Raw genomic sequence first — 24,702 nt, forward strand, 5'->3', positions numbered from 1 at the left:
GAACACGAGCGAGCCCCCGGCTTCGACGCCGCCGGCCTCGACGCCCCCGGCCACCCCGCCGGCGTCCTCGACGCCTCCCAGCGACGAGCCGACCGAGCCCACCGGCAACCCCACCGAGCCCACGGACGAGCCCACCGACAGCCCGTCGGACGGCAGCACCAGCGGCTCCGGCTCCACCGGCGGCAACAACAACGACCCCGACGGCGGGTCCTCCGCCCAGGAGGCGGGCACCTCCGCGCTCACCGACACCTCGGCGCAGGGCAACGGTGACGAGCTGGCCGAGACCGGTGCGGGCCAGACCGCGTTCCTGCTGATCGGCGCCGCGACGATGATCGCCGGCGGCATCGCCTTCCGCGTCCTCCCGCGCCTCGGGAACGGCCGCAACGGCACGGTCGCCTGACGGTAACCGTCCCCGTACGGACCGTACGCACGTCGTACGACGAAGGGCCCGGAGCAGCTCGCTCCGGGCCCTTCTGCGTGTCCTTGTCCAGGCCGCCTAAGCGGTCTGGTGCGCCACCAGCGCCAGCGCCGCGATCAGCACCGCGAGCAGGGCGATCAACGCCATGGGGTTCAGATTGCCCCACGGGTTCTCCTGCTGCAGCCGCGCGCGGTTCGCACGGCAGACGGGACAGCGGCCCTCGTTCACGGGCGCCGCGCAGTTCGCGCACACCAACCGGTCGTACGTCATGCGCTCGCCCTCCTTGCACCGGCTTCCACAGACACAACGCCTCGGGAAACTAGAACGTTCCCCCTCCACTGTGCCAGGTTCCGCGGGATTCGGCGCGGCTCGCCTTATCCTGCCCCGACCTTGTGCGTTCCAGCCCTTCAGATCCGCGACAAAACGTGCAAGCCTCGCTCAACGCCGGACGCCGACTGCGCGGGCACACCCGGGTCGCGTATGGTCACGCTCACCTACCCCCGGCTACCCGTGGTGCACCCGTGATCCGATTCGACAATGTCTCCAAGGTCTACCCCAAGCAGACCCGCCCCGCTCTCAGGGACGTCTCCCTGGAAGTGGAGAAGGGCGAGTTCGTGTTCCTCGTGGGGTCCTCCGGCTCCGGAAAGTCCACCTTCCTGAGGCTGGTCCTCCGCGAGGAGCGGTGCAGCCAGGGCCAGGTGCACGTGCTGGGCAAGGACCTCGCCCGCATCTCCAACTGGAAGGTGCCGCAGATGCGCCGCCAGCTGGGGACCGTCTTCCAGGACTTCCGCCTGCTGCCCAACAAGACGGTCGCCGAGAACGTGGCCTTCGCGCAGGAGGTCATCGGCAAGTCCAAGGGCGAGATCCGCAAGTCCGTGCCCCAGGTGCTCGACCTCGTCGGGCTCGGCGGCAAGGAGGACCGCAGGCCCGGTGAGCTCTCCGGTGGTGAGCAGCAGCGTGTGGCCATCGCGAGAGCCTTCGTGAACCGGCCCAAGCTCCTCATCGCGGACGAGCCCACGGGCAACCTCGACCCGCAGACCTCCGTCGGCATCATGAAGCTGCTCGACCGGATCAACCGGACGGGCACCACCGTGGTCATGGCGACGCACGACCAGAACATCGTGGACCAGATGCGCAAGCGCGTCATCGAGCTGGAGAAGGGCCGCCTCGTCCGTGACCAGGCACGTGGCGTCTACGGCTACCAGCACTGACCGCCGACCGACCGCCGTCTGATGTCCGTCCACGGAAAGGCCTGAAGAAGCCGCCATGCGCGCCCAGTTCGTACTCTCCGAGATCGGTGTCGGTCTCCGCCGCAACCTGACGATGACCTTCGCGGTCGTCGTCTCCGTAGCCCTGTCCCTGGCCCTCTTCGGCGGCTCGCTCCTGATGAGCGACCAGGTGACCACGATGAAGGGCTACTGGTACGACAAGGTCAACGTCTCGATCTTCCTCTGCAACAAGAGCGACGCCGAGTCCGACCCCAACTGCGCCAAGGGCGCGGTGACCGACGACCAGAAGAAGTCGATCCAGTCCGACCTCGGCAAGATGTCGGTCGTCGAGAAGGTCGTGTACGAGTCGCAGGACGAGGCGTACAAGCACTACAAGCAGCAGTTCGGCGACTCCCCGCTGGCCAGTTCGCTCACCCCGGACCAGATGCAGGAGTCGTACCGCATCAAGCTCAAGGACCCGGAGAAGTACCAGGTCATCGCGACCGCCTTCGACGGCCGTGACGGCGTCCAGTCGGTGCAGGACCAGAAGGGCATCCTGGACAACCTCTTCGGCCTCCTGAACGGCATGAACTGGGCCGCGCGAGCCGTCATGGCGCTGATGCTCGTCGTCGCCCTGATGCTGATCGTCAACACGGTGCGCGTCTCGGCGTTCAGCCGTCGTCGTGAGACCGGCATCATGCGCCTGGTCGGCGCGTCCGGCTTCTACATCCAGGCCCCGTTCATCATGGAGGCCGCCGTCGCCGGCCTCATCGGCGGCACGGTCGCCTGCGGATTCCTGGTCGTCGCCCGGTACTTCATCATCGACCACGGCCTGGACCTGTCCCACAAGCTCAACCTGATCAACTTCATCGGCTGGGACGCCGTCCTCACCAAGCTCCCGCTCATCCTCGCGACGAGCCTCCTGATGCCCGCGCTGGCAGCGTTCTTCGCGCTGCGCAAGTACCTCAAGGTGTGACGCATGCCAAGAGGGCCGTACGGGCAACCGCCCGTGCGGCCCTTCGCGTTGTCCTAGACTCACCGCCATGTCAGGCCGCGACCTGTGTAGTCAGCCCCGCCGCATCCGCCGCGGGGCAGCCCTGACATTGGTGTTCGCGAGTGTCCTGGTCGCCGGTGCGGCGACCGGATCGTTCGACGAACCCGACCGGGCCGACCGGAAATCGGCGTCCGGTACGGCCCGTTCGGCACCCGTCGGCCGTACCGAAGAGGTCGCGAAGGCCGCCGCCGAGGCCAAGGCCGACGGCAAGTCCCCCATGGAGGCCGCCGAGCGGGCCGTCAGCCGCAGCGGGGACCGGTGGGGTGCCGTGTACTCCCAAGGGGAGTACGAGGAGTTCGAGGAGGCGCTCGACGGCCAGTACACCGGCGTCGGGCTCTGGGCCCGGCGCGAGCGGGACGGCCGGATCGAGGTGACCAAGGTGCAGTCCGGGTCGCCCGCCGCCGCCGCGGGTGTCCGCAAGGGCGACCGACTGCGCACCGTGGACGGCGAGAACGTCGACGGCCGGCCCGTCACCGAGGTCGTCTCCTTACTGCGGGGCGACGCACAGGACGCGGCGGCCGGCACCGCCGTCACCCTCGGCCTGGAGCGCGGCACGCACGCGTGGAACGAGACCGTACGGCGCGCCCGCCTCTCCACCGACTCCGTGACCGTCAGCAGACTGGCCGGCGAGGTCACCGTCATCAGGATCGCCGCCTTCACCAAGGGCGTCGGCGACCTCGTCCGCACCGCCGTACGACAGGCCCCGGCCGACGCCTCGTTCATCCTCGACCTGCGCGGCAACTCCGGCGGCCTGGTCACCGAGGCCGTCACCGCCGCCTCCGCCTTCCTCGACGGCGGCCTCGTCGCCACCTACGACGTCGACGGCCAACAGCGCGCCCTGCACGCGGACGCCGGCGGCGACACCACCAGACCCCTGGTCGCGCTCGTCGACGGCGGCACGATGAGCGCGGCCGAGATGCTCACCGGCGCCCTCCAGGACCGCGGCCGCGCGGTCGTCGTGGGCTCCAGGACCTTCGGCAAGGGCTCGGTCCAGATGCCGAGCAAGCTGCCCGACGGCGTCGTCGCCGAACTGACCGTCGGCCACTACCGCACCCCCTCCGGCCACACCGTCGACGGCGTGGGCATCACCCCCGACCTCGACGTCACCGCACAGGGACAGGCCGCCGTAGAGCGCGCCGAGACCGTACTGAGCGGGCTCGGAGACGCTTCGTAGGCGTTCCTTGACGCCCGTCTGTAATCGCCTTTCCCTCGGACCCCCCTGTAGTGCGAAAATGGTCAGCACTATGAGCAAGGGAATGTACGTACCCAAGGAGTCCCAGCCCAAGCAGGGCGGTGGGGCCGCCGGCGGCAAGGCCAGGGACGGCGAGAAGGGCGGCAAGCGCAAGATCGTCGCCCAGAACAAGAAGGCCCGGCACGACTACGCGATCATCGACACCTTCGAGGCCGGGCTCGTCCTCTCCGGTACCGAGGTCAAGTCGCTGCGTGAGGGCCGGACCTCGCTGACCGACGGCTTCGTCCAGATCGACGGGGGCGAGGCGTGGCTGCACAACGCCCACATCCCCGAGTACCACCAGGGCACCTGGACCAACCACTCCGTGCGCCGCAAGCGCAAGCTGCTGCTGCACCGCGAGGAGATCGACAAGCTGGAGGCCAAGACCCAGGAGACGGGTCACACGATCGTGCCTCTCGCCCTGTACTTCAGCAACGGCCGGGCCAAGGCCGAGATCGCCCTCGCCCGCGGCAAGAAGGAGTACGACAAGCGGCAGACCCTGCGCGAGAAGCAGGACCGCCGGGAGTCGGACCGCGCGATCGCGGCGGCGAAGCGGAAGCAGCGCGGCGAGTAGCCACGGCGAGTGGCCACGAGGAATACGGTGGCAGCGGCGCGCGTTGTTCACGTACGATGGCTACCGCACCCCACAGCGGGTGTGTATCCCTCTTCGGAGGGGCTTGAAAAAACAACATGGGGATGATCGGTTTCGACAGCGGCTGTCGAAGCAGGTGAAGCGTGTCGAGGAAGCGGCAATGATCTCGTTAACCATATGTCGCAACCAATAATCGCCAATTCCAAGAGCGATTCCCAGTCCTTCGCCCTCGCTGCCTAATAACAGCGACTGAAGGACCCTAAAAGGGTGTCAGCCCGGGAGTGTTCCCGACCCGGACCCTGGCATAATCTAGGGAACTAAACCATCGAGCCCGGTCACGGGGTTCGATGGGAAATCAAACAGTGACTGGGCCCGTCGGCGACTTGTTCGCGTGATTGCCGGGGCCGAGAAAATCACAGCGAACTGCACACGGAGAAGCCCTGATTCTGCACCGGTGGACGCGGGTTCGATTCCCGCCATCTCCACTCATCCCATGTGGGTAAAGCCCCCACTGCTTCGGCAGTGGGGGCTTTTTCCTGTCACTTCACCGAACAGTGAAGGTCGATATTCGCAACCCGTCGCTCAGGACCAGATACACGTCCGTACGACCTTTCGCCGCACCCGCCAGATCGGCGGTCACCGTCTCGTAGTCGTACGACGACGCCGTCCCGTTCGTGTGTGCCGTACCGACGAGCCTGCCGGTCGGGGAGCCCAGCCGGACCTCGATCGTGCCGGCGGCGGTGCCTGCCACCCGGGCCGTGAACTTCCGTGCCCCCGCGCCCAGTTGCGTGTCCGCGAACTTCAGCCACGCCCCGTCCGTCGCCGCGCCCACCGCCGTACCGCTCGCCTTCGACTCGTCCACGAGGTGAATGCCGGAGTAGTCGTCGAAGTTCTCGGCGCGGGTCGTCCGGGAGAGGTTCCGGGGTGGGATGGTCTCGCCGTGGACGCGCCAGGTCGTGCGGGAGCGGATGTCGGTGGAGGAGGCGCCCGCGAGCACGTCGTAGGTGCCGCTTTCCACCACCCATTGCGAGCGGGTGACGTCCCAGTGCGCGAGGTCCTTCTGTTGGAGTTTCAGGTGGACCGATTTCGTCTCGCCGGGTTTGAGTGACACCCGTTGGAAGGCTTTCAGTTGTTTCAGGGGTTCTTTGTCGCGGGAGGTGCGCTGGTGTGTGTAGAGCTGTACGACCTCGTCGCCGGCCCGTGTGCCGGTGTTCGTCACCGCGACCTCGTAGCCGCCGCCGACCGGCTTCAGGGCGCCGTAGCGGAAGGTCGTGTACGAGAGTCCGTAGCCGAAGGGATAGAGCGGGGTGCCCCGGAAGTACTGATAGGTGCGGTCGGACTTGATGATGTCGTAGTCGAGGATCGACGGGAGATCGGCGTCCGAGCGGTACCAGGTCTGGGTGAGGCGGCCTGACGGGTTGACGTCGCCGTAGAGGATGTCGGCCAGGGCGTTGCCCGTCTCCTGGCCCGCGTGTGAGGTCCACAGGAGGGCCGGGACCTCGTTCTGTACGGCGCCCAGCGTGGTGGGGTAGCTGTTCTCGACCACGACCACCGTCTTCGGGTTGGCCCGGTGGACCGCCTTGACCAGGGCCTCCTGGGAGGGGGCCAGGGACAGGTCGGTGCGGTCGTGGGCCTCGCGGCCGTTGATCGACGGCATGGAGCCGATGACGACGACCGCCGTGTCCTTGCCCTTCACCGCGGCCACGGCGTCGTCGACACCGCTGCGGATCACGTCCTTCGCGTAGTGCGCGGCCCGGTCCTTCGCTACCAGGCCCAGGGTGCCGTTCGCGTCCGTCGGGCCCAGGTAGACCGGGCTCGACCACCAGGACTCGGCGGTCTCGTAGCCCGCGTACCTCAGCAAGTACGTTCCGTCGTCCTGCTGTTCCAGCTTGAACTGCTGCTGGACGTACCAACCATTGGGCTGCGTCTGGTCGTTGACGAAATTCGACCAGTTGTAGCCGACGTACTTGCCGTTGGCGGCCGAGCGCAGGGTGACGATGCCGGAACCCCAGTCGAAGGCGTCGAACTGGGCAGTGACGGTCGGGGCGTTGGTGGTCTCCTGCAAGGGGGCGCCCGTGTCGCCGGTGCCCGCCGTGACGTACTTGCCGGTCGTCGTGTCGCGCAGGGCGATGCGGTCGACCCCCTCGCTGGTGGCCACGCCGGTGTTCAGTTTCGAGGCGATGCCCTGTGCGGGGGTGACGGCGTAGGGGAGTGTGCCCGAGTACCAGTCCGTGTAGAGCGTGTCGGCGAGGGGGCCGACCACGGCGACGTTCTTGCCCGAACTTCCCAGTGGCAGCGTGCCGTTGTTCTTCAGCAGCACTGTCCCCTCGGCCGCCGCCTTGCGCGCCAGTCGCTGGTGGGCCGGGCTGTTGATGACCGACGCGTCGATCGAGCCGTACGGTCCGCCGCCCGGGTCGAACTCACCGAGCCGGACCCGGACGGACAGGATGTCCGACACCGCCTTGTCTAGGTCCGAGACCTTCAACAGGCCCTGTTGCAGCGCCGAGTTGACGGCCGTCGTCGTCGGGCCCGGGTCCGCGCTGTTGTCCGTGAAGCTGTCGACGCCGGCCTTGAGCGCCGCCGCGTCGCCCTCCGTGATCGTGGGGTAGTACTGCTGCGGGGTGACGAGATTGCCGGGGGCGAAGGCGTCGGTGACGTTCAGCAGCTTCTGCTCGGTCCAGCTCCGCACGGTGTCGTTCAGGTCCGGATTGACCGTCGCGGGGCGGCCGTTGACCAGGTTGTACGACGTCATCACACCCGTGGCCGCGTCCGCCGCGATCGCCGGTCTGAAGGCGGCCTCGTCGTACTCCTTCGCCACCCGTGGGCGCAGGTCGGAGGAGGTGGTCGCGCGGTCGGCCTCGTTGTTGTAGGCGAGGTAGTGCTTGAGGGTGGGGGCCGTCTTGAGGTGGTTCGGGTCGCCGCCGGTCAGACCCTCGCCGTACGCCGTCGACAGGGCGCCAGTCAGTTCGGGGTCCTCGCTGTAGCCCTCCTCGTTGCGGCCCCAGCGCGGGTCGCGGAGGAGGTTGACGACCGGGGCCCAGAGGTTCAACCCCCAGCCGTCCGGGCGCTGTTGCTGGAAGCCGCGGGCCTCGTCGCCGACCGCCGAGCCGACCTGCTCCATCAGCGCCGGGTCCCAGGTCGAGGCGAGCCCGATGGCCTGCGGGAAGACGGTGGCCCTGCCGAGCCAGGCGACGCCGTGCAGGGCCTCGGTGCCGGTGCGGAAGGACTGGATGCCGAGGCGGGGGATCGCGGGCTCGTACTGGTGGAGGAGGGAGATCTTCTCGTCGAGGGTGAGGCGGCCGAGCAGGTCGTCAACGCGCTTGCTCACGGGAAGCGTCGGGTCGCGGAAGGGGTACGGGGTGGTGTCGGCCGTCGCCGGGACGGTCGCTCCCAGGGCGGCGATCAGGGCGAACGCCATGACGAGCGTGGTTCTGTGACTTGTTCTGTGCCTTCTTCTCTTGCCTCTCATGTCGCGGCTCCTTCGAGTAGGGCCTTGCACCAACGGGGGTGTGGTCAGGGCGCGTTGCGGGGTGCCGTGCTCGCGCGTTCGGTGAGTCGGGGGGCCAGCAGCGTCGCGTCGGGCACCGCCTTGCCGCCCAGTTTCTTCATCAGCAACTCCACCGCCCTGGAACCGAGTTCGGCGGCGGGCAGCGCGACCGAGGTGACCGGGACCCGTACGGACTCGGCGAGTTCGTCGGGGCAGATCGCGGTGACCGACAGATCGCCGGGGACGCGCAGTCCGAGCTGCTCGAAGGCGTCGATGAGGGGTTCCAGGAGGGGTTCGTTGTGGACGACGACCCCGGTCAACGCGGGCTGCTCGCGCAGCAGTTGTTCCGCCACGGCCGCTGCCGCGCCGGACGCCGCCTCGCACGGGTGGACGGAGGAGACGAGCCGGTTGCGGTCGGCGGCGGTAGTGAAGCCCTGAACGACCCGCTGGGCGAAGGCGGTTCGGCGGACGTACACCTCCGGCGGTGACCCGACGAGGGCGACGACGCGGTGCCCGAGCCCCGCGAGCCGTTCCACGCACAGCTCACCGGCCGCCTGGAAGTCCAGGTCGACACAGGTCAGTCCGGCCGCCTCGGCGGGGAAGCCGATCAGCACGGACGGCCGGTCCAGGGAACGGAGCAACGGCAGTCTGGGATCGTCGAGTTGGACGTCCATCACGATCATCGCGTCCACGAGCGCCGAGTCCGCGACCCGCCGCAGCCCCTCCTCGCCCTCCTCCTGGGTGAGCAGCAGCACGTCGTGGTCGTGGCGGCGGGCGGTGGTCGCCACCGACATCGCGAACTGCATGACCACCGGGACATGGATGCCGGTGCGTAAGGGGATGACGAGGGCCAGCACGTTCGAGCGGCTGCTGGCCAGGGCGCGGGCGCCCGCGTGCGGTCGGTAGCCCAGCTCGCGGATGGACTCCTCGACGCGCTGCCGGGTCTCCTCGGAGATCGGACGCTTGCCGCTCAGCGCGTACGACACGGTGCTGGGGGAGACCCCGGCGTGCCGGGCGACATCGGTGATCTTCACCATCAGCCCAGCTCCAGGGTGAGGAACCCGCTGCCCGACCTCGACCGCTCCCCGGCGGCCAGCGCCCACGCCACGGACGGGTCGCTGCACGACGCCCGGAGCGTGTCCCCTTCCCGTACGACGGTGAAGGTCACCTCGCCGACCCGCACCGTCACCTGCGCGCCCCGCTCCAGACCGTACGCCCGCAGGGTGACGCCGTCGGCATGGTCGTAGTCGGGCCGGTCGGTCACCGCGCCGACCGGGAGCACCGCGCCCGGCCGCACCAGCAGCGGCACGCTGTCGAACCCGTGCTGCTCGCGCACCCAGCGCGGACCGGCGACCGTACGGCCGGTGAGGTAGTGGGTCCAGGTGCCCTCGGGGACGTAGTACGAGACGTCCCCGTCGTCGCTGAACACCGGCGCGACCAGCAGATCGCTCCCGAGCATGTACTGCCGTTCCAGATGCGCGCACCCCGGGTCGTCCGGGAACTCCAGCACCATCGCCCGCATCATCGGCACGCCCTCGGCGGAGGCGGTGCGCGCGGTCTCGTAGAGATACGGCATGAGGCTCAGCTTGAGGCGGGTGAACTGCCGTAGTACGTCCACTGATTCCTCGTCGAAGAGCCACGGGACCCGGTAGGACGAGCTGCCGTGCAGACGGCTGTGGGAGGACAACAGGCCGAAGGCCAGCCAGCGTTTGAAGAGGGCGGGGGTCGGGGTGCCCTCGAAGCCGCCGATGTCGTGGCTCCAGTAGCCGAAGCCGGACAGGCCGAGGGAGAGGCCGCCGCGCAGGGACTCGGCCATCGACTCGTAGGTCGCCTCGCAGTCGCCGCCCCAGTGAACGGGGTACTTCTGGCTGCCCGTTGTGGCCGAGCGGGCGAAGACGACGGCCTCGCCCTCGCCGCGGTGTTTGCGCAGGACGTCGAAGACCGTGCGGTTGTAGAGGTAGGTGTAGTAGTTGTGCATCCGCTCGGGGTCGGCGCCGTCCGCGTAGGCGACGTCGACCGGGACGCGCTCGCCGAAGTCGGTCTTGAAGCAGTCGACGCCCTGTGCGAGCAGCGCCTCCAGCTTTCCCGCGTACCAGTCGCGGGCCGCCGGGCTGGTGAAGTCGACCAGGGCCATGCCGGGTTGCCACAGGTCCCACTGCCAGACGCTGCCGTCCGGCCGGCGCAGCAGGTGGCCGAGCGCCTTGCCCTCGGCGAACAGCGGCGAGCGCTGCGCGATGTACGGGTTGATCCAGACGCTGATGTGCAGGCCCTTGGACTTGAGCCGGGTGAGCATGCCCTCCGGGTCGGGGAAGACCCGCGGATCCCATTCGAAGTCGCACCAGTTGAACTCGCGCATCCAGAAACAGTCGAAGTGGAAGACGGAGAGCGGGAGTTCACGTTCCCGCATGCCCTCGATGAACGACGTCACCGTCTCCTCGTCGTAGGAGGTGGTGAACGACGTCGACAGCCACAGACCGAACGACCAGGCGGGCGGGAGGGCCGGGCGGCCGGTGAGGGCGCAGTACTTGCGGAGGATGTCCTTGGGGGTCGGGCCGTAGATGACGTAGTACGTCAACTGTTGGCTCTCCACGCTGAATTGGACCCGGGAGACCGCCTCTGAACCGACCTCGAAGGAGACCCGGCCGGGGTGGTCGACGAAGACGCCGTAGCCCGCGTCGGTCAGGTAGAAGGGGATGTTCTTGTAGGCCTGTTCGGTGGCGGTGCCGCCGTCGGCGTTCCACATGTCGACGACCTGGCCGTTCTTGACGAGCGGGCCGAAGCGTTCGCCGAGTCCGTAGACGGATGTGCCGACTCCCAGGCCGAGTTGCTCCCGCAGGTAGTGGGCGCCGGTCGAGTCCCGCATGATGCCCATGCCCTTGGGGCCGCTGCTGGTGAGGCTCCGGCCGTGGGCGAGGAAGTCGACGTGCCAGGGGCCGGTGCGGGCCACCTTGACCGACAGGGCGCCGGAGGTGAGGGTCGCGTGCTCGTCGTCGTAGCTCGTGTGGACGGCGAACTCGCTCTTCTGTACCTCGAATTGGGGGCCGCGCGGCTGTTCGCCCTCGAAGTGGGTGAAGGTGACGCCGATGACGTCGGGCAGCGGGGCGTGGGCGCTGATCGTCACGACCGGTCCCTTCAGCAGGTCGCCGCGGTGGCGGATCGGCATCGTCGGTGCGTGGATCTCCAACGCGCCCTCGGGGGCGGTGACATCGAGGACCTCGACCGGGTGGGCGGCGGTGACGCCCTCACGCAGCAGCCAGTAGCCGTCGGTGAACTTCATGTGGGGGTCCCCTTACTACTTGACGGCGCCCACGGCGATGCCCCGCGTGAGGGTCCGCTGGAAGACGAGGAAGAAGACGATGGCGGGCAACACACCCAGCAGGGCAGCTGCGTTGGTCATCGTGGCGTCCATCAGGCGCTGGCCCTGGAGGACGCCGAGGGCCACCGACACGGTCTGGTTGTCGTTGGAGATCAGCATGACCAGCGGGAGCAGGAACTCGTTCCAGGTCCAGATGAAGAAGAAGACCAGCAGGACGCCGATGGTGGGGCGGCTGACCGGGACGACGATCCGCCAGAGCACCTGCCACTTGTTGGCGCCGTCGATCCGGGCGGCTTCGAGGATCTCGCGGGGGAACTGGCTCAGCACGGAGGAGAGCAGATACGTGCCGAACGCGGCCTGGATCACCGTGAAGACGATGATGACGCTCAACCTCGTGTCGTACAGGCCGACTTGCTTGCTCAGGTAGTAGATCGGGTAGACCAGCGCCTCCTGCGGCAGCATGTTGGCCAGGACGAAGAAGGCCAGGACCCAGGTGCGGCCCCGGATACGGCCGATGCCGATCGCGTACGCGTTGAGGACGGACAGGGCGGCGGCGAGGACGGCCACCGAGCCGCTGATCAGGACCGAGTTGAAGAGTTTCTGCCCGTAGTCGACGCGCTGCCAGAAGTCCTTGAGGCCGTCCAGGTAGAGGCCCTTGGGGAGGCTGAGCGGGCCGTGTTCGGAGTACTCGGCCGGTGACTTCACGGCGTTGACCACGACGATCAGGAACGGGACGACCATGAAGAGGGCGGCGATACACAGGGCGATCAGGACGGGGTAGCGGCGCAGGGCGGTCGTCATGCGCGGTCACCTTCCTCCGCGCGGGTCTGGAGTTTGAGGAAGGCCAGGGAGAGTACGAGGATGATCACGGTCAACACCGTCGAGATCGCGGCTCCGTAGCCGACCTGGGTCTTCTCGAAGAACGTGGTGAACGAGAAGTAGGACGGCACGTCGGTCGCGCCGCCCGGGCCGCCCTTCGTCAGGACGTACACCGCGCCGAACACCTTGAGCGCGGCGATCGTGCACCAGGTGAGGACGACGTAGATCTCCGGGCGGATCTGCGGCAGCGTGATGTGCCAGAAGCGGCGCCACCAGCCGGCGCCGTCCAACTCGGCGGCCTCGTAGAGCTGGGGGTCGACGCGTTGCAGCCCCGCCATGAACACCACGAGCGGGAAGCCGAGTTGGACCCAGACCATGACGCCCATGACGCTGTAGAGCGCGAGGTCGGGGTCGCCGAGCCAGTCCTGCTGCCAGGAGCCCAACCCCACTGCTTTCAAAAGGGCGTTGAGGGAGCCGTTGTCGGGGGCGAGGATCCAGCTCCAGACGATGCCCGCGACCGCGATCGGCAGCACCTGGGGGAGGTAGAAGCAGGCGCGGAGGATCGTGGCGATGCGGGTGCCGAAGTGTTTGCCGACGTAGTCGAACAGGGCGGCGGCCAGGACGAGTCCGACGATCGTCGGTACGGCCGCCATCGCCACGACCATGAACAGGCTGTGCCGGAAGGACGCCCAGAACTCCGCGTCGTCCAGCAGGTCACGGTAGTTGGCGAGGCCCGTCCACTTGGGGTCGCCGACGCCCTGCCAACTCGTGAAGCTCACGGCCGTGTTCATCAGGAAGGGGACGACGATCACGGCGAGGGCGGCGAGGGCGCCGGGGAGGAGGAACAGGGCGTACGAGTTTCGGGGGCGAGGGCGGCGCGGGCCGGTGCTGTGGTGCCTGGTGCCGGCCCGCGCGCCCTTCTCGACGGTGACCGTCATGTCGACGGGACGCCCTTGTCGTACGCCTTCTGGAGGTTGCTGAGATAGGCGTCCGGTTTCTCGCTGTTCGTGATCAGCTTCTGGGTCTCGGAGACGAGGACGTCGTAGAAGCCGGGGACCGGCCAGTCCGGGTAGAAGGCGAGGCCGTCGCGGGCCGTGAGGGTGTTGAAGTTGGCGATGAGTTCCTTGGACTTGGGGTCGGTGATCGCGGAGGTGTCGGCCGCGACCGGGATGCCGCCCTTGTTGCCCATCAGGTTCTGGATCTTCTTCGACAGGGTGATGTCGATGAAGTCGTAGGCGAGTTGCTTGTTCTTGGCGCCCTTGGGGACGACCCAGATGTTGCCGCCGGAGCCGAGGGTGAGGTTCGAGTCGGGCCACAGGGCCGTGCCCCAGTCGAACTTGGCCTCCGTCTGGAAGCGGCCGTACCACCAGCTGCCGGAGAACAGGATCGGCGTCTTGCCCTGGATCCAGGAGACTCCCGCGTCCTCGGCCTTGGTGGAGCTGGAGGTCTTGGCGATGTAGCCCTTCTTCACCCAGTCGGCGAAGGTCGTCGCCGCGTAGGTCCAGGCCGGGTCGTGGAAGTCCGTCTTGCCCTTGTACAGCTCGTACTTGTCGACCCAGGCGCGGTCGGCCTTCGAGAGCGCGAGCTGGTAGAGGCACTGCTGGGCCGGGTACTCGGCGCCCGCGTTCGCGAGCGGGGTGACGCCCTTCGCCTCGAACTGAGCCATGGCGGCGGTGAGTTCGTCGAACGTCTTCGGCTCGGCGATCTTGTACTTCTTGAAGAGGTCCTTGTTGTAGTAGACCATCGTGTACTCGCCGTAGTCGGTCACGCCGTACCACTTGCCGGAGCCCATCACTCCGTTGGTGTCGTACATGTCCGTGGTGCCGACGCTCGCGGGGATCTTCTTGTCCCAGCCGCGCGTCCTGGCCTCGGCGGTGAGGTCGGTGAGCAGCCCCTGCTTGGACAGCAGGCCCGCCGTCGCGTTGCCCTTGTTGTACTCCATGATGTCCGGGGCGTCGGAGGAGTTGAGGACCATCGGGGCGGTCTTCTGGATCTGCTCGAAGCCCTTCTCCTCGAACTTCACCTTGACGCCCGGGTGTTGGGCCTCGAACTCCTTGATGGCCGCGTTCCAGGCCACGCCCATCGCGCTGTCGGGGCCCTCGTAGTGCCAGAGCTTCAGGGTCTTGCCGTCCGAGCTACCACTGTCCGAGCTGCCGCAGGAGGACAGGAGCAGGGCTCCTGTCATGACCGCCACGGCTGTCATCGCTTGCGTTCGGGTCGTCAGCATCCAGGGCCTCCGGGGGAGTCGGATGGGTGTCGAAGCGCTTCGATGGAGGAAGGTATGTAGGTGGGGGTGGTGCGTCAATGGGTTAGGCGGAGATTGGCGCAAGCGATTCGATGAACAGTGCCGTCACCCTCAGGGGGTTCTCCTGCTCCGAACTCCGAGCAGCAGGGCTGTTGTTGCTGCCGCAACGGGCACCCAGAAGCCCGTGGCGGGCGAGGTTCCGTCCGCCGCCCGGCCGCCTGTGGCCGAACCGAGCGCGATCCCCACCAGCAGGCCGGTCACCGCGAGGCTCATGCCCTCGTTCAACCTGCCTTCTGGTGTGCGGTGTTGGACGAGGGACATCGCGGTGATCATCGTGGGGGCCGTTGCCATGCCCGCCAGCAGCAACGCCGTTCCCAGTGCGGGGAGGGAGCCCGACGTGCTTGCCGCCAGCAGGGGGAGGGCCATCGAGACGGTCATCGCCAACAGGCACCACCGCAGGCGGCGTTCCGCGGAGCCCCTCGGTCTCACCCTCCCGTACAGCAGACCCGCCGCGCACGAGCCGGCCGCCTGGAGTGCCAACACCGCACCCCCCGCCGCACGGTGACCCGCCGCGTTCGCGTACGCGAGCGTGGCGACCTCCATCGAACCGAACACCGCACCGGTCGCCACGAGACCGGCGATCAGGGGCGGGATGCCGGGGCTGCGGAGGGGAGACCTGCCCTTCGCCGTCGGATTCGGCGGTGGCTCCGTCGAACGCTGGGCCGTGAAGATCAGGATCCCGGTCAGCAGCAGCACCGCCCCCACCAGCGTCCCCGCCTCCGGGAAGAACGTGCCGCACAGGAAGGCCGCCAGTGCCGGGCCCAGCATGAAGCAGAGTTCGTCGGCGGCCTGTTCGAAGGAGTTCGCGGTGTGCAGGGCCTCGGTGTCGCCGGCGAGCAGATGGGCCCAGCGGGCACGGGACAAGCCGCCGGTGTTGGGGGTCGTCGCCGTGGCCGCGTACGCGGCGAACAGGGTCCAGGCGGGGGCGTCGTAGTGGACGCAGAGGAGGAGGGCCACCGAGCCGAGGACCGCAACCACCGTTGCCGGTACGGCCGTTCGCGACTGGCCGTGGCGGTCGGTCAGGCGCGCGATCCATGGGCCGGCGACCGCCGTCGCCGCGAGGCCGGTCGCGGTGACCGCGCCGGCCAGGGCGTACGAACCCCGTGAACCGGCGATCATCACCACCGCGCTCACGCTGAACATGCCCGCGGGGAGGCGGGCGAGGAGGTTGCCGGCGGTGAAGGCCCGGGTGCCGGGGAGGGTGAACAGGCGGCGGTAGGTGGTCCGTCGGGGCACAAGGCGTGGCGTACGGCGTGGCATGCGGCAACCGTCGCCCGGAGTGGATCACGGGGTCCAACACCTGCTCGGCGTCGATTCACGCACCTGCGTTGTAAGTTCGCCGGATGCCCTCGACGCCCTCGATGCCCCGGTCGCCTCTGGCGTCCGCCCACGTCGACCCCCGACTCCTCCGTGCCTTTCTCGCCGTGGCCGAGGAACTGCACTTCACCCGTGCCGCCGCCCGGTTGTACGTCGCCCAGCAGGCGCTCAGTCGTGATGTGCGGCGGCTGGAGCGGGAGTTGGGGGCCGAACTGTTCGTGCGGACCACTCGGCAGGTGACGTTGACGGCGGACGGTGAGCGGCTGGTGCCGTATGCCCGGCAGGTGCTCGCCGCGCAGGACGAGTTGCTCGCCGCGTTCCGGCAGGCCCGGCCGCTGCTCGTCGATCTGAACTCGCCGGGGCTGGTCACCGGGCGCCGGGTGCTGCACCGCGCCCGCGAACTCGCCCCGGAACAGGAGCTGATGGCCCGGTACGAGAGTGGACTCGCCGGTGCGGCGGGGGAGTTGCTGGCGGGACGGCTCGATGTGTCGTTCGGGCGGTTCGCCGGGCTGGAGCCGGGGGTGCGGGCCGGACTCGACCATCAGCTCGTGCGGTACGAGCCGATGGCGGTCGTGCTGCCCGAGGGGCATCGGCTGGCGTCGCTCGCGGAGGTGCCGGTGGAGGCGCTCGCGGGGGAGACCGTGTACGCGGGTGCCGGGAATCCGCGTACTCCGGAGTGGACGGATCTCGCGCGCCGCCTCTTCGAGGGACGTGGCATCGAGGTCGCGCCGCCCGCCCCCATGGCCGTAGGCGAAGAGGAGTTCGAGTGGGTGATGGCGAAGGCGCGGACGCCGGTCCTCGCCGTGGTGGGTTTTCCGGCCATGCCCGGGACGGTGCTGAGGCCCCTGGTGGACCCGGTGCCGTTGTCCCCTGTGTCGCTCGTGTGGCGAAAGGGGCTGGTGCACCCCGGATTCGATGCGCTTCGACGTGCTGCGGTGGAGATCGGCAGTGCGTGTGGGTGGCTGCGGCGGCCGGTGAATGGATGGATTCCGGCCATCGACGTGGACATGCTAAAAAGGAAAAAATGATGCATCCCGGCACATGTGATGCCCCCTGTGCGCTACCTTCAGGGCCTGAGCACGGTGTGGTAAGGGGGGCGCGAGGACCGGGTGGGGGCCCGGTTCGGCGGCGTGTGCTCAGGGTCGTCTGCGCACCCGGAACAGTCCCGTGGGGGGATGTGCGTGCGCATGGAAAAGTGGCGAGAAGACGCCCAACCGGAATGGCCCCAAGCTGCATCCGCGACCAGAGACGTACCGGTCATAGGCGGAGAGGTCGAGGCGGCGTTCCCGGAGACCAAAGTGGCCGGAACATCCGGGGTGTCCCGGGTATCCGGAGTACCTGGAGCGACTAGAGGATCAGAAATTCTTGAGGGCGGGCGGCATGTCGCCAAGGACGGTCGGCATGGTGGCCCGGACGGTCGGCATGCGGGCGCGAGTGGTCGTCATGGCGGCAAGGACGGTCGTCGTACGACCAAGGACGGTCCTCGCGTCGGGAGCGGGTGGCCCGAGCCGCCCGCCGGCCGGGGCGTGTCCGCCGCCGTCGGCGCGGGGATCCTCGCCGATCCCTGGGGTACGGCAGGGGGGACGGGCGCCGAGGCCGGCGCTGTCGACCCCGACGAGGTGACCGTCCAGCTCGACGGGCCCGCCCCGCGGGCGGACGGCGGCGGGAAGAAGGGCGGCGCCAAGAGCGGACCCGGCGCCGGTCACGACGGTTCCGACCGGCCCGTCTTCGTCGACGAGTCCGGCCGTCGCAGCCGCAGGTACCGCCGGATCGGTATGGCCGTCGGTATCGCGTGCGCGGTCTACGCCGTCGTCATCGTCGCCACCCTGTTGTCCGGCAGTTCGGACGCGCCGTGGCTGCCGGTGCCGGGGCAGAAGGACGACGCGCCCGCCGGGAAGGTCGACACCTCGCCGGTGCCGTCCGACTCCGGGCGGCCGTCCGCCGGCGGCGACAGTGTGGCGCCGGGGAACATTCCGACGGCGAGCGACGGTACGACGCCCTCGCCGGGCGCGAAGGCGAGCGCGTCCGGCGCGTCCGCGTCGCCCGGCGCCAAGACGAGCACGTCCGCGTCGCCCCGGGCGTCCGCCAGCAGGAGCGCCTCGGCGCCGACGGGTGGCGGCGCGAGCAATCCGGTCGTACAGCCCACGCGGGTGTCGTCCTCACCGCCGGCCTCCCCGACCCCGACCGCCAGCGCGAGCACGCCGGTCTCTCCGACGCCGACCGCGAGCGCGACGACGGGCACCGGCACGGTGGCCGACGGCCCGAGCAGCCCGTCGCCCGTGGCCCAGGGACCGGCCGCGCCTTCGGAACCGGCGCCGGTTCCCTCCAAGACCCCGGAGCACATCCTCTGATGGCATCGCACAACCGCCGCGCCAAGGCCACGAACCCGACCCCGGGCGGCCGGCACGGAGCAAATCCGGGAAGTTCGATATCTCCGTTAACTCCAGGTGGTGGGAGGGAAGTTGGGTCGTCCGGCGGCGCTACGCAGGGAGCCGGGCCCGGTGTCCCTGACGGGGACGGAGCCGGACCGGGCGTCGCGCATGGAGGCGGGTCCGGGGGTACGGCGCGTGGAGCGGAGCGCGGTGCGACGCATCGAGCGGAGCCGGGCGGTGCGTATCGAGGCGAGCCGGGTGGCGCGCGTGAGGCCGAGCCGGGTGCCATGCGTGGAGCGGCGCCGGGTGGTGGCACGTATGGAGTCGAGCCCGGTGCGACACATCGAGCCGAGCCGGGTGCGGGGCGTGGAGCCGAGTCCGGTGCCACACGTGGAGCCGAGTCGGGTGGCGCGCATCGAGCGGAGCCGGGTGGCGCCCGTGGATCCGAGCCCGGTGCCATGCATCGAGCCGAGCCGGGTGGCACGCATCGAGCCGAGTCCGGTGCCCCGCATGCGGCCCGGCCCGCTGCCCCGCCCCGCACCCCGAAGCGAACCGCGCCCCGCGCCCGCCGCGATCCCCGGCGCCGGCGCATCTCCATGCGGTTCCTGCTGCCGATGCTGCTGCTCGTCGCGTTGCTCGCGATGCTGATGCTGCGCGGCTATGTGCACAGCGAGATCCTCGCCGACCACCGGATCCGCCCCGAGGCGGCGACGAACAAGGTCCCGGACAAGATCCTCGACGGCGGCCCGGTGATCGACACCCGCAGCGGCCGTACCACCAGCCTGGACGTGCCGGACCGCGACATCGTCCTGACGTTCGACGACGGCCCCGACCCGACCTGGACCCCCAAGGTCCTGGACGTGCTCAAGAAGCACCACGCGCACGCCGTCTTCTTCGTCACCGGCACCATGACCTCGCGCTACCCGGAGCTGGTCAAGCGCATCGTGGACGAGGGCAACGAGGTGGGCGTGCACACGTTCAGCCACCCCGACCTCTCCTTCCAGTCCAAGAAGCGCATCGACTGGGAGCTGTCCCAGACCCAGCTCGCGATCACCGGCGCGGCCGGCATCCGGACGTCACTGTTCCGGCCGCCGTACTCGTCCTCCGCCGACGCGATGGACAACCTGTCCTGGCCGGTGACCGAGTACATCGGCACCCGCGGCTACCTCACCGCCGTCAACAACACGGACAGCGAGGACTGGCAGAAGCCCGGCGTCGCGAAGATCATCAGCAACGCCACTCCGCGCGGCGGCAAGGGCGCGATCGTCCTGATGCACGACTCGGGCGGTGACCGCCACCAGACGGTCGAGGCGCTGGACAAGTTCCTGCCGGAGATGCAGGCCAAGGGCTACCGGTTCGACAACCTCACCCAGGCGCTCGGCGCCCGCAGCGCGCTCACCCCGGTGACCGGCGTCGACCTGTGGAAGGGCAAGGCGTGGATCTTCCTGGTCCAGGCCTCGGACCACATCACCGACGTCCTGGTGGTCGGCCTGGCGATCACCGGCTCCCTGGTCATCGCCCGCTTCGCGCTGATGCTCCTGCTCTCCGTCATCCACGCCCGCCGGGTGCGCCGCAAGAACTTCGCCTGGGGTCCACCGGTCACCGAACCGGTATCGGTCCTCGTCCCGGCGTACAACGAGGCCAAGTGCATTGAGAACACGGTCCGTTCACTGATGGCGAGCGAGCATCCCGTCGAGGTGATCGTCATCGACGACGGCTCGGCGGACGGCACGGCGAGAATCGTGGAAGCGATGTTCCTGCCGAACGTCCGGGTCGTACGCCAGGTCAACGCGGGCAAGCCGGCCGCCCTCAACCGGGGCCTGGCGAACGCCAGTCACGACATCGTCGTGATGATGGACGGCGACACGGTCTTCGAACCGGCCACCGTACGGGAGTTGGTCCAGCCGTTCGGCGACCCGCGCGTGGGCGCGGTGGCGGGCAACGCCAAGGTGGGCAACCGGGATTCGCTGATCGGCGCCTGGCAGCACATCGAGTACGTGATGGGCTTCAACCTCGACCGCCGGATGTACGACATCCTCCGCTGCATGCCGACGATCCCGGGCGCCGTGGGGGCCTTCAGGAGAAGCGCGTTGGAGCGGGTCGGCGGGATGAGCGACGACACGCTCGCCGAGGACACCGACATCACGATGGCGATGCACCGCGACGGCTGGCGCGTCGTCTACGCCGAGAAGGCCCGCGCGTGGACGGAAGCCCCGGAGACGGTCCAGCAGTTGTGGTCCCAGCGCTACCGGTGGTCGTACGGCACGATGCAGGCGATCTGGAAGCACCGGGGCGCGCTGCTCGACCGCGGCCCGTCCGGCCGCTTCGGCCGCGTCGGCCTGCCGCTGGTGGCCCTGTTCATGGTCGTGGCCCCGATCCTGGCCCCGCTGATCGACGTGTTCCTGCTCTACGGCCTGGTGTTCGGCCCGACGGAGAAGACGTTCCTGGCCTGGCTGGGCGTCCTCGCCATCCAGGCGTTCTGCGCGGCCTACGCCTTCCGCCTGGACCGCGAACGCATGACCCACCTCGTCTCGCTGCCTCTCCAGCAGATCCTCTACCGCCAACTCATGTACGTCGTACTGCTCCAGTCCTGGATCACCGCACTCACCGGCGGCCGCCTGCGCTGGCAGAAACTGCGGCGCACGGGGGTCGTGGAGGCACCGGGCGGACCGGTACCGAGTCAGCGCGGCGGCAGCGATCGGAGGACCGTGGCATGACGCACGGATACACGACAGGGTCGGACACGGCGCCGGACCCGGAGTCGACACCGGCGTACGGGATTCCCCAACAGCGCCAACAGGAACCGGAGTTGGCGCCGGAACCGAAGAAGCCGAAGCCGGGGGGCGGCCGGGACCGCTACTTGGACCTGCTCCGCTCGATCGCGCTCGTCCGGGTGGTGATCTACCACCTCTTCGGCTGGGCCTGGCTGTCGGTCCTGTTCCCTTCCATGGGCGTGATGTTCGCGCTGGCGGGTTCCCTGATGGCCCGCTCGCTGAACCGCCCCGCACTGGGCGTGATCAAGGGTCGGCTACGGCGACTGCTGCCCCCGCTCTGGGCGTTCAGCGCGGTGGTGCTGGTGCTGATGTTCGCGATGGGCTGGCATCCCCTCAAGGACCCCGATCTGGGCGGCACTTGGTGGGGAGCGGCGAAACTGTTCGACTACATCGTGCCGTTCGGCGCGCCGCCGTACCCCGAGCATCTCGGTTCGGAATCGGGCCTGTTGGAGAGCACGTGGGCGGACCAGGCGGCGGGCCCGCTCTGGTATCTGCGGGCGTACGTCTGGTTCGTGATCGCGTCACCGCTGCTGCTGTGGGCGTTCCGGCGGGTTCCGTGGGCGACGTTGCTGGCGCCCTTGCTGCTGACGGCAGTTGTCGGCACGGGCCTGGTGACGATCCCTGGCGAGACGGGCAACGCGGTGTCCGACTTCGCGGTGTACGGCGGCTGTTGGGTCCTGGGCTTCGCGCACCACGAGGGGGTGTTGAAGCAGGTCCCGCGCTACCTCGCGGTGTCGGGCGCGACGGTGATCATGGGCTTCGGCCTGTGGTGGGCGTCGGGTCATCTGGGCCCGGACGGCTGGGACCTGAACGACATTCCCCTCGCCCAGGCCTGCTGGTCCTTCGGGATCGTGGTGATCCTGCTCCAGTACTCGCCGTCCTGGCAGGAGTTGCCGGGCCGCCTGGCCCGCTGGGACAAGCTGGTGACCCTCTCCAACAACCGCGCCGTCACGATCTACCTGTGGCACAACCTCCTCATCATGGCCACGGTCCCGATCATCGACCAGCTGTACAACCTCCCCTTCATGGAGAGCACCACCGCGACCACCCTCCTCGACAAGTCGGACACGTTCCTGATGTTCCTGCTGATCTGGCCGCTCATCGCGGTGGCGATCCTTGCGTTCGGGTGGATCGAGGACATTGCCGCCAAGCGGGGGCCGAGGCTATGGCCCAACGGGGTCAGTGGTGGGGGGAGTCGGCGGAGGGGGACCTGAGGGTGTTGACCAGGTGCCGTAGGCCGTCGGTCGTGGTGGTGAGGATCGTGCCCGGGGCGTCGCTCTCGCGGAGGCGGGTGGCATCGGCGGGGCCGCCGGCGACGTAGACGCAGTCCCGTGACTCGACGGGGCCGAGCGCGCAGGCCTCCGCCTCGTCCAGGCGTACGCCACCTCCTGGGGCGGCCGGCCGATCGGTGACGGTGGACTGTTGGACCGGGGTGCGGGAAAGCCGCTGTGGTTCGAGACCGGTGGGGCACGCTCCAGGTGAGCCACTGTCACAGGCGTCCGCCATGCTCCGCGCATGAACGAGAACGGCTTCTGGCAGCTCATCGACGACTGCACACCGTCCGCCCCCGATCCCGACGCCGAACAGCTGGCCATCGCATTGACGGACCGTCTGGCCGCAGGGCCGGTGGCGACAGTCATCGGGTTTGCCGAACAGCTTTCGTGGGCGCTGTACCGGCTGGATCGCAAGGAGTACGGGCACGGGCTGTCGGGCGACAGCTTCCTCTACACCCGCGCCGCCGTCGTGGCCGCCGGCCGTGAAGCGTACGAGGCCACACTCCTCGATCCCCGCCTTTTTGCTCCGTACGTCGAAGGCCTCGTCTGGGCGGAGATCCTGCTCTACGTCCCGGACAAGGCGTACGGCCGCATCACGGGCAAGGAGTGGGATCGCTCCACCCGCTACTCCTACGAGTCCTACTCGAACGCCGAGGGGTGGGCCGCTGCCCAGCTTCCCCACCTCACCGCGCCCACCTCCCGCCCGTGAGAGCAACGTTCCCTTCCGGTCACTCACAGCCACAGCGTGGAAACCCGCCCTCCCTACCTTCGGGATGCATCACCGCTCGTTACCCCGTAGTGCAGACCGTGGAGGCGTCATGACAGCCACTGGCAAGTGGATCGAGCACTGGGATCCCGAGGACGAGACCTTCTGGCGGGAGACCGGTGAGAAGGTCGCCCGGCGCAATCTCGTCTTCTCCGTGCTCTCCGAGCACATCGGCTTCTCGATCTGGACGCTGTGGTCCGTGCTGGTGCTCTTCATGGGCCCGGAGTACGGGCTGACCCCGGCCGACAAGTTCCTGCTGACGTCGATGGTCACGCTCGTCGGCGCGGTCGTCCGGGTGCCGTACACCTTCGCGGTCGCCGTCTTCGGCGGGCGGAACTGGACGATCGTCTCCGCGAGTCTGCTGCTCATCCCCACCATCGCCGCCTTCGTGGTGATGAAGCCGGGGACCTCCTTCGACACCTTCCTCTGGATCGGCCTGCTGGCCGGCATCGGCGGCGGCAACTTCGCCTCCTCCATGACCAACATCAACGCCTTCTTCCCGTTGAAGAAGAAGGGGTGGGCTCTCGGGCTCAACGCCGGAGGCGGCAACATCGGTGTGCCGGTCATCCAGCTCATCGCTCTCGCGATCATCGGCGCCAGTGGCGGGCCGCGCGTGCTGCTCGGGATCTACATCCCGCTCATCCTGATCGCCGCCACCCTCGCCGCCCTCTTCATGGACAACCTCACCTCCGTGAAGAACGACACCGGCGCCGCCAAGGACGCCGCGCGCGACTGGCACACCTGGATCATGGCGTTCCTCTACATCGGCACGTTCGGGTCGTTCATCGGGTACGCGTTCGCCTTCGGGCAGGTGCTTCAGGTCCAGTTCGGCCGTACGCCGTTGCAGGCCGCGTATCTCACCTTCATCGGCCCGCTGCTCGGCTCGCTGATCCGCCCCGTCGGCGGCTGGCTCGCCGACCGCTACGGCGGCGCGAAGATCACCCTGTGGAACTTCGTCGCCATGGCCGCCGCCACCGCGATCCTCATCGTCGCCAGCATGCAGAAGTCACTGCCGCTGTTCGTGACCGTGTTCGTCGTCCTGTTCGTGCTCAGCGGGCTCGGCAACGGGTCGACGTACAAGATGATCCCCGGCATCTTCCAGACCAAGGCCCTCGCGCAGGGACTGGAGGGGGAGGCGGCGGCCGCCTACGGTCGGCGGCTCTCCGGAGCCTCCATGGGGCTCATCGGGGCCGTCGGCGCGCTCGGCGGGGTCGGCATCAACCTCGCCTTCCGCCAGTCCTTCCTCTCCTCCGGCTCCGGGACCGGCGCGTTCGTCGCCTTCCTCGCCTTCTACGGCCTCTGCTTCGCGGCCACGTGGGCCGTATACCTTCGTCGCCCGACCGCCCAGGCTCAGGCCAAGGCCTCCGCATCGGAGGCGAAGTCGCAGCTCAGCTATGCCGAGGTGTGACGTAACACCGGCGACATAAAGTCGAACCGAGCCTGTCACGCACCGTTGACAGGCTCGTTCGGCATGTAGGCACCGGGTCATTCCACGTACCACTTGCATGTACGACTACGTTCGGGACGAGAGCCATGTACGAACCACCGCAGCGACCGGAGAGCGCCCAGCACGGGCCCCTCTCCGGGTTCACCGTGGGCGTCACCGCCGCGCGCCGCGCAGACGAGCTGGGGGCACTGCTCCAGCGGCGCGGTGCGGCGGTCCTCCACGCGCCCGCGTTGCGTATCGTGCCCCTCGCCGACGACAGCGAACTGCTCGCCGCCACCAAGGAGTTGATCGACCTGGCGCCCGATGTGGTGGTGGCCACCAC

At 68.8% G+C, this 24,702-nt stretch carries 22 protein-coding genes, 1 other RNA gene and 1 pseudogene; 12 read left to right on the forward strand and 12 right to left on the reverse strand.

Features of this window, described 5'->3' with window-relative positions:
• The coding region (locus tag JHN63_RS33885) for an LPXTG cell wall anchor domain-containing protein (RefSeq protein WP_200687970.1) at nucleotides 1-400 on the forward strand (400 nt) is incomplete at its 5' end.
• Nucleotides 401-496: 96 nt separating this feature from the next.
• On the opposite strand, the gene JHN63_RS33890 is transcribed toward JHN63_RS33885, so the two are convergent.
• Nucleotides 497-688, reverse strand: a complete 192-nt coding sequence (locus JHN63_RS33890) for a hypothetical protein (protein WP_019056429.1) — start codon at nucleotides 686-688, stop codon at nucleotides 497-499.
• Between the two features lie 251 nt (nucleotides 689-939).
• On the opposite strand from JHN63_RS33890, the gene ftsE reads away from it, so the two are divergent.
• The 5 genes from ftsE to ssrA all read left to right on the forward strand — a co-directional run bounded on the left by ftsE (nucleotide 940) and on the right by ssrA (nucleotide 4,991).
• Nucleotides 940-1,629 carry a cell division ATP-binding protein FtsE gene (ftsE, locus tag JHN63_RS33895; RefSeq protein WP_200687972.1) on the forward strand — a complete coding sequence of 230 codons (690 nt, stop codon included), beginning with the start codon at nucleotides 940-942 and terminating at the stop codon, nucleotides 1,627-1,629.
• Nucleotides 1,630-1,684: 55 nt separating this feature from the next.
• On the forward strand, nucleotides 1,685-2,602 hold the full coding sequence (gene ftsX, locus JHN63_RS33900) for a permease-like cell division protein FtsX (protein ID WP_200687974.1): 918 nt from the start codon (nucleotides 1,685-1,687) through the stop codon (nucleotides 2,600-2,602).
• 67 nt (nucleotides 2,603-2,669) lie between these two features.
• Nucleotides 2,670-3,854 (forward strand): S41 family peptidase, encoded by a 1,185-nt coding sequence (locus tag JHN63_RS33905; RefSeq protein ID WP_200687976.1) that lies wholly within the window; start codon nucleotides 2,670-2,672, stop codon nucleotides 3,852-3,854.
• An 82-nt stretch (nucleotides 3,855-3,936) separates the two neighbouring features.
• Entirely contained in the window at nucleotides 3,937-4,485 is a 549-nt protein-coding gene (gene smpB / locus JHN63_RS33910) for an SsrA-binding protein SmpB (protein ID WP_234478118.1), read from the forward strand.
• A 118-nt stretch (nucleotides 4,486-4,603) separates the two neighbouring features.
• Nucleotides 4,604-4,991: a transfer-messenger RNA gene (ssrA, locus tag JHN63_RS33915) on the forward strand.
• A 56-nt stretch (nucleotides 4,992-5,047) separates the two neighbouring features.
• Here the strand turns inward: ssrA and JHN63_RS33920 are convergent.
• The 7 genes from JHN63_RS33920 to JHN63_RS33950 all read right to left on the reverse strand — a co-directional run bounded on the left by JHN63_RS33920 (nucleotide 5,048) and on the right by JHN63_RS33950 (nucleotide 15,690).
• Entirely contained in the window at nucleotides 5,048-7,921 is a 2,874-nt protein-coding gene (locus JHN63_RS33920) for a glycoside hydrolase family 3 protein (RefSeq protein WP_200687978.1), read from the reverse strand.
• A gap of 95 nt (nucleotides 7,922-8,016) precedes the next feature.
• The gene (locus JHN63_RS33925) at nucleotides 8,017-9,027 is read right to left on the reverse strand and encodes a LacI family DNA-binding transcriptional regulator (RefSeq protein WP_200687980.1); all 1,011 of its coding nucleotides are present in this window, start codon (nucleotides 9,025-9,027) and stop codon (nucleotides 8,017-8,019) included.
• Nucleotides 9,027-11,267 carry an alpha-xylosidase gene (yicI, locus tag JHN63_RS33930; RefSeq protein WP_200687991.1) on the reverse strand — a complete coding sequence of 747 codons (2,241 nt, stop codon included), beginning with the start codon at nucleotides 11,265-11,267 and terminating at the stop codon, nucleotides 9,027-9,029. The genes JHN63_RS33925 and yicI overlap by 1 nt, the downstream gene beginning before the upstream one ends.
• 15 nt (nucleotides 11,268-11,282) lie before the next feature.
• Nucleotides 11,283-12,107: a carbohydrate ABC transporter permease gene (locus JHN63_RS33935; protein WP_200687993.1), complete on the reverse strand. Its 825-nt coding sequence runs from the start codon at nucleotides 12,105-12,107 to the stop codon at nucleotides 11,283-11,285.
• Nucleotides 12,104-13,063: a carbohydrate ABC transporter permease gene (locus tag JHN63_RS33940; protein WP_200687995.1), complete on the reverse strand. Its 960-nt coding sequence runs from the start codon at nucleotides 13,061-13,063 to the stop codon at nucleotides 12,104-12,106. Before JHN63_RS33940 ends, JHN63_RS33935 begins: the two co-directional genes overlap by 4 nt.
• Nucleotides 13,060-14,328 (reverse strand): extracellular solute-binding protein, encoded by a 1,269-nt coding sequence (locus JHN63_RS33945; RefSeq protein ID WP_200688023.1) that lies wholly within the window; start codon nucleotides 14,326-14,328, stop codon nucleotides 13,060-13,062. Before JHN63_RS33945 ends, JHN63_RS33940 begins: the two co-directional genes overlap by 4 nt.
• A gap of 153 nt (nucleotides 14,329-14,481) precedes the next feature.
• The gene (locus tag JHN63_RS33950; protein ID WP_200687997.1) at nucleotides 14,482-15,690 is read right to left on the reverse strand and encodes an MFS transporter; all 1,209 of its coding nucleotides are present in this window, start codon (nucleotides 15,688-15,690) and stop codon (nucleotides 14,482-14,484) included.
• An 83-nt stretch (nucleotides 15,691-15,773) separates the two neighbouring features.
• On the opposite strand from JHN63_RS33950, the gene JHN63_RS33955 reads away from it, so the two are divergent.
• Entirely contained in the window at nucleotides 15,774-16,775 is a 1,002-nt protein-coding gene (locus JHN63_RS33955; protein ID WP_307782048.1) for a LysR family transcriptional regulator, read from the forward strand.
• Nucleotides 16,776-17,102: 327 nt separating this feature from the next.
• Here JHN63_RS33955 and JHN63_RS33960 read toward each other — a convergent pair whose 3' ends face one another.
• From JHN63_RS33960 to JHN63_RS33970, 3 genes are all read right to left on the reverse strand, one after another.
• Complete coding sequence (locus JHN63_RS33960; RefSeq protein WP_200687999.1) at nucleotides 17,103-17,453, reverse strand: hypothetical protein; 351 nt, start codon at nucleotides 17,451-17,453, stop codon at nucleotides 17,103-17,105.
• 95 nt (nucleotides 17,454-17,548) lie between these two features.
• A complete protein-coding gene (locus JHN63_RS33965; protein WP_200688001.1) occupies nucleotides 17,549-18,076 on the reverse strand; it encodes a hypothetical protein in 528 nt (175 codons plus the stop codon).
• 108 nt (nucleotides 18,077-18,184) lie between these two features.
• Nucleotides 18,185-18,631 carry a hypothetical protein gene (locus JHN63_RS33970; protein ID WP_200688003.1) on the reverse strand — a complete coding sequence of 149 codons (447 nt, stop codon included), beginning with the start codon at nucleotides 18,629-18,631 and terminating at the stop codon, nucleotides 18,185-18,187.
• Nucleotides 18,632-18,715: 84 nt separating this feature from the next.
• Between JHN63_RS33970 and JHN63_RS33975 the strand changes: the two genes are divergently transcribed.
• Both JHN63_RS33975 and JHN63_RS33980 read left to right on the forward strand, forming a co-directional pair.
• Nucleotides 18,716-20,836 carry a glycosyltransferase gene (locus JHN63_RS33975; RefSeq protein WP_200688005.1) on the forward strand — a complete coding sequence of 707 codons (2,121 nt, stop codon included), beginning with the start codon at nucleotides 18,716-18,718 and terminating at the stop codon, nucleotides 20,834-20,836.
• On the forward strand, nucleotides 20,833-22,107 hold the full coding sequence (locus tag JHN63_RS33980; protein ID WP_200688007.1) for an acyltransferase: 1,275 nt from the start codon (nucleotides 20,833-20,835) through the stop codon (nucleotides 22,105-22,107). Before JHN63_RS33975 ends, JHN63_RS33980 begins: the two co-directional genes overlap by 4 nt.
• Here JHN63_RS33980 and JHN63_RS54410 read toward each other — a convergent pair.
• Nucleotides 22,073-22,399, reverse strand: coding sequence for a hypothetical protein (locus JHN63_RS54410; RefSeq protein WP_307782049.1), 327 nt, complete (start codon nucleotides 22,397-22,399; stop codon nucleotides 22,073-22,075). The genes JHN63_RS33980 and JHN63_RS54410 overlap by 35 nt on opposite strands.
• Before the next feature lie 9 nt (nucleotides 22,400-22,408).
• Between JHN63_RS54410 and JHN63_RS33990 the strand changes: the two genes are divergently transcribed.
• From JHN63_RS33990 to JHN63_RS34000, 3 genes and pseudogenes are all read left to right on the forward strand, one after another.
• Nucleotides 22,409-22,876 (forward strand): DUF4240 domain-containing protein, encoded by a 468-nt coding sequence (locus tag JHN63_RS33990; RefSeq protein ID WP_200688009.1) that lies wholly within the window; start codon nucleotides 22,409-22,411, stop codon nucleotides 22,874-22,876.
• A gap of 109 nt (nucleotides 22,877-22,985) precedes the next feature.
• Nucleotides 22,986-24,341, forward strand: coding sequence for a NarK/NasA family nitrate transporter (locus JHN63_RS33995; protein ID WP_200688011.1), 1,356 nt, complete (start codon nucleotides 22,986-22,988; stop codon nucleotides 24,339-24,341).
• 125 nt (nucleotides 24,342-24,466) lie between these two features.
• Nucleotides 24,467-24,702 (forward strand): annotated as a pseudogene (locus JHN63_RS34000) (uroporphyrinogen-III synthase); the annotation flags it as partial.

Origin of the sequence: Streptomyces sp. MBT65 (genome assembly GCF_016612545.1) — a bacterium.
Classification (GTDB): Bacteria; Actinomycetota; Actinomycetes; order Streptomycetales; family Streptomycetaceae; genus Streptomyces.

Bases quoted from the DNA above. Each gene is read 5' to 3' on its own strand.
- JHN63_RS33955 (WP_307782048.1), top strand. From the start codon at position 15,774: ATGCCCTCGACGCCCTCGATGCCCCGGTCGCCTCTGGCGTCCGCCCAC.
- JHN63_RS54410 (WP_307782049.1), bottom strand. From the start codon at position 22,399: ATGGCGGACGCCTGTGACAGTGGCTCACCTGGAGCGTGCCCCACCGGT.
- smpB (WP_234478118.1), top strand. From the start codon at position 3,937: ATGTACGTACCCAAGGAGTCCCAGCCCAAGCAGGGCGGTGGGGCCGCC.
- JHN63_RS33970 (WP_200688003.1), bottom strand. From the start codon at position 18,631: ATGCGGGGCACCGGACTCGGCTCGATGCGTGCCACCCGGCTCGGCTCG.
- JHN63_RS33950 (WP_200687997.1), bottom strand. From the start codon at position 15,690: ATGCCACGCCGTACGCCACGCCTTGTGCCCCGACGGACCACCTACCGC.
- JHN63_RS33990 (WP_200688009.1), top strand. From the start codon at position 22,409: ATGAACGAGAACGGCTTCTGGCAGCTCATCGACGACTGCACACCGTCC.
- JHN63_RS33995 (WP_200688011.1), top strand. From the start codon at position 22,986: ATGACAGCCACTGGCAAGTGGATCGAGCACTGGGATCCCGAGGACGAG.
- JHN63_RS33945 (WP_200688023.1), bottom strand. From the start codon at position 14,328: ATGACAGCCGTGGCGGTCATGACAGGAGCCCTGCTCCTGTCCTCCTGC.
- JHN63_RS33935 (WP_200687993.1), bottom strand. From the start codon at position 12,107: ATGACGACCGCCCTGCGCCGCTACCCCGTCCTGATCGCCCTGTGTATC.
- JHN63_RS33940 (WP_200687995.1), bottom strand. From the start codon at position 13,063: ATGACGGTCACCGTCGAGAAGGGCGCGCGGGCCGGCACCAGGCACCAC.
- JHN63_RS33925 (WP_200687980.1), bottom strand. From the start codon at position 9,027: ATGGTGAAGATCACCGATGTCGCCCGGCACGCCGGGGTCTCCCCCAGC.
- JHN63_RS33905 (WP_200687976.1), top strand. From the start codon at position 2,670: ATGTCAGGCCGCGACCTGTGTAGTCAGCCCCGCCGCATCCGCCGCGGG.
- JHN63_RS33975 (WP_200688005.1), top strand. From the start codon at position 18,716: ATGCGGTTCCTGCTGCCGATGCTGCTGCTCGTCGCGTTGCTCGCGATG.
- JHN63_RS33920 (WP_200687978.1), bottom strand. From the start codon at position 7,921: ATGGCGTTCGCCCTGATCGCCGCCCTGGGAGCGACCGTCCCGGCGACG.
- yicI (WP_200687991.1), bottom strand. From the start codon at position 11,267: ATGAAGTTCACCGACGGCTACTGGCTGCTGCGTGAGGGCGTCACCGCC.
- JHN63_RS33980 (WP_200688007.1), top strand. From the start codon at position 20,833: ATGACGCACGGATACACGACAGGGTCGGACACGGCGCCGGACCCGGAG.
- ftsX (WP_200687974.1), top strand. From the start codon at position 1,685: ATGCGCGCCCAGTTCGTACTCTCCGAGATCGGTGTCGGTCTCCGCCGC.
- JHN63_RS33890 (WP_019056429.1), bottom strand. From the start codon at position 688: ATGACGTACGACCGGTTGGTGTGCGCGAACTGCGCGGCGCCCGTGAAC.